Source organism: Nocardioides sp. CPCC 206348, assembly GCF_048654705.1.
Classification (GTDB): domain Bacteria; phylum Actinomycetota; class Actinomycetes; order Propionibacteriales; family Nocardioidaceae; genus Nocardioides.
On the sequence record NZ_JBMCZA010000204.1, the window covers coordinates 16,479 to 19,854 of the forward strand.

General features: G+C 70.6%; 3 protein-coding genes. 1 reads left to right on the top strand and 2 read right to left on the bottom strand.

From position 1 onward, the window contains the following. Window positions 1–6: 6 nt before the first annotated feature. Window positions 7–474 (bottom strand): MarR family winged helix-turn-helix transcriptional regulator, encoded by a 468-nt coding sequence (locus ACOADB_RS20180; protein WP_378602621.1) that lies wholly within the window; start codon window positions 472–474, stop codon window positions 7–9. Then, window positions 471–2,060, bottom strand: coding sequence for an MDR family MFS transporter (locus ACOADB_RS20185; protein WP_378602624.1), 1,590 nt, complete (start codon window positions 2,058–2,060; stop codon window positions 471–473). Before ACOADB_RS20185 ends, ACOADB_RS20180 begins: the two co-directional genes overlap by 4 nt. 198 nt (window positions 2,061–2,258) lie before the next feature. Here ACOADB_RS20185 and ACOADB_RS20190 point away from each other — a divergent pair, with 198 nt between their 5' ends. Then, window positions 2,259–3,317, top strand: a complete 1,059-nt coding sequence (locus tag ACOADB_RS20190) for a hypothetical protein (RefSeq protein WP_378602627.1) — start codon at window positions 2,259–2,261, stop codon at window positions 3,315–3,317. Window positions 3,318–3,376 lie beyond the last annotated feature (59 nt).

A 3,376-nucleotide genomic window follows, 5' to 3' on the forward strand; every position in this document is an offset into this window, starting at 1 on the left:
CCTGACTCAGCGGTCGGCCGGGATCCCGAGGGCGTCGTTGTAGCGACGAAGCGACGCGGAGAACGCCCTCACCTCGTCGGCCGACCAGTCGCCGAGGCGCTCGGCGAGGAGCTCGCGGCGTTCGGACGCGACGCCCTCGAGGCGGGACTCGCCCTCGTCACTGATGGTCAGCAACGTCGCCCGGCCGTCCTCCGGGTCGGGCTGCCGGTCGACCAGCCCCAGGTCGATCAGGTGCTGCACCTGCCGGCTGATGGCGCCCTTGTCGATGTCGAACACCGCACACATCGCAGAGGCCCGCAGCGGTCCGTGCTCGCGGACGTAGGACAGCATCAGGTACGACGCCGGCAGCAGCTCGGGGTGCACGGCGCGAGCCCGTTCGCCGATGACGCGGCGGATCCTGCGGATCAGCACACCGACCTCGGTCTCGAGCTCGCTCAGCGCCTCGACGCGCTCGCTGCCCAGCCTGGTGGTCATCGCGCGACCTCCAGCTCGGACTCTTCGACCGCCCCGGTGGTGGTGCGCAACGGCACCTCCTTGATGAACAGGATGCAGAGGAACGCCACGATCGTGAACGGTACCGACACCCAGAAGAGGTGCCCGACGGCGTCGCCGAACGAGTTCTCGTAGAGCGCGCGGATCGGCAGCGGCAGGCTGGCGAGGTCGGGGATGTCGCCGGTGGAGTGTTCCATCGTGGCGAGCTGTTCGGGGGTCACCTTGCCGGACTTGACCAGGGCGAGGAGGCCGTCCTTCACACCGCCCGTGACCTGGTGGGCGAGCACCGCGCCGAGCGCGGCGACACCGACGGAGCCACCGATCGAACGGAACATCGCGACGAGCGAGCTGGCCGCGCCGAGGTCGGCCGGCGCAGTGTTGTTCTGCACGGCGAGCACCAGGTTCTGCATGGTGGCGCCGAGGCCGACACCGATGACCGCCATGTAGCCGGCGACGACCCACAGGCCCGTGTGCGCGTCGATCGTGCCGAGCAGCGCCATCCCGACCACGACCAGCACCATGCCGCCGACGAGCCACCGCTTCCACAGACCGGTCTCGGAGATGACCCGGCCGCTGACGATGCTCGACACCAGCAGGCCGCCGACCATCGCGATCGACATCAGGCCGGCCTCGGTGGGGCTCATGCCGCGGGCGAGCTGGAAGTACTGGCTGAGGTAGACCGTCGCACCGAACATGGCGACGCCGATCATCACCGACGCCGCGGTGGCGAGCGCGGTGGTGCGGTCGCGGAACAGGCGCAGCGGGATCACCGGTTCGGTGGCCACGCGGGACTCGACCCACAGGGCCGCCGCGACGAGGGCCACGCTGCCCGCGACGAGTGCGGCCGACGTACCCGAGACCCAGTCGAAGTTGGTGCCGGCCAGGCTGACCCAGACGAGGATCAGGCTGATGCCGCCCATGATCAGGGTCGCGCCGGCGTAGTCGATCTTGACCTCGCGCTTGACCACCGGCAGGTGCAGCGTCTTCTGCAGTACGACGAATGCGAGCGCCGCCACGGGAAGGCCGATCATGAAGCAGCCGCGCCAGCCGAGGGGGCTGTCGACGACGAGGCCGCCGAGCAGCGGGCCGCTCACGGTGGCGGTCGCGAAGACGGCGCCGATGTAGCCGCTGTAGCGGCCCCGCTCACGCGGGGAGACCATCGAGGCGATGACGACCTGGACGAGCGCGGTCAGGCCGCCGATGCCGAGGCCCTGGATCGCGCGGGCGCCGATCAGCACGCCCATGCTGGGCGCGAGGGCGGCGATCACCGAGCCGATGGAGAAGATGACCAGGGCGACCTGGACGAGGAGCTTCTTGCTGAACAGGTCCGCCAGCTTGCCCCAGATCGGGGTGGTCGCGGTCATGGTGAGCAGCGTCGCGACGACGATCCACGTGTAGCCGGTCTGGCTGCCGTGGAGGTCGGTGACGATCGCGGGGAGGGCGTTGCTCACCACGGTGCTGGAGAGCATCGCCACGAACATGGCGAGCAGGAGCCCGGTCAGGGCCTCCATGATCTCGCGGTGGGTCATCTGGCCCGGTTCCGCGGTAGCGGTGTGATTGGTTGCCATTCGTCAACCATAATCCAGAATGGTTGTCGGTGGCAACTTTCTGTGCCTCGAGAGACCAAGCCCTCGAAGCCCGGGCCCGACGTTTCCGTCGCTCCGGAGGGCCACGAGCAACGGAAAGGTCAGGCTCGATCCCGCGACGCCGACGCGCCCTGTGGAGGAGCTCCGCAGGGGCCCGCGATGTCGCACAGGCTGGGAGCCATGACGCTCCGCACTCGTCACATGAGGCCCCCGGCGGTGGGCCCCGGCCGACCCGGACTGGTCTGGCCGGTCGCGCTCGACCCGAGCGGGCGCGACGGTCCGACCGAGGCCCAGGCCAGGGGCCGCGGGTGGGTCAGGGCAACCCGCGGCCTGTACGTGCCCGCGGACCTCGACCCGACGCTCGCCACCGATCAACGGATCGTCACGGCGGCCGCCCTGCTGCCGCCGGGCGGGGCGCTCACCGGTTGGGCCGCGCTGCGCTGGTCGGGCGCGCGCCACCTCGACGGGATGCGTGGCCGGGTCGACCTACCCGTGCCCCTGGCGGTTCCACCCTCCTCACTCCGCCCCCGCCGCGGCGTCAGGCTCACCGAGGCGGCGTACTTGCGCAGGGCGCTGGTCGAGGTCGACGGCCTGACCCTGACGACGCCATGCGCATCCACGGCATTCGAAGTGCTCCACGCACCATCACTGGTGGACGCCGTCGCCGTCGTCGACCGCGCCTGCGCCGCGGACCTGGTCTCCCTCGCCGAGATGGAGGCCTGGACCGAGCGTCTGGCCGGTGCCCGCTGGGTGACTCGATTGCGGACGACCATCGCCCTTGCCGACGAGAACTGCTGGTCACCGGCCGAGACCGCCATGCGCCTGTGCTGGCTCGACATCGGCATCAGGACGATCGTCTGCAACCGACCCGTGTTCGATCTCGAAGGGCGCTTCCTCGGCACACCCGACCTTCTCGACCTCGAGCTGGGCGTCGCGGGCGAGTACGACGGCCCGCTGCACCTTGCGGGTCAGCAGCGCGCCAAGGACATCCGGCGTGAAGGAGTGTTCCGGAGGGCCGGGCTGGAGTACGTCGAGATGGTCGCGGCCGACCTCGGGGACACGACGGACTTCATCCAGCGCACCGTCGACGCTCGCCAGCGCGCCCGCGCGATCCCGGGCGTACGCAGATGGACAGCGACACCACCGGACGGCTGGGTGTCGACCCACACCGTGGCACGGCGCCGGGCCCTCACTCCGTGGCAGCGCGCCCGGTTCCTCCGCTGGCAACGGGAGCACTGAGTCGCCGAGCCCGACGATTCCGTTGCTCCGGACGGCCGCGAGCAACGGAAACGTCGGGC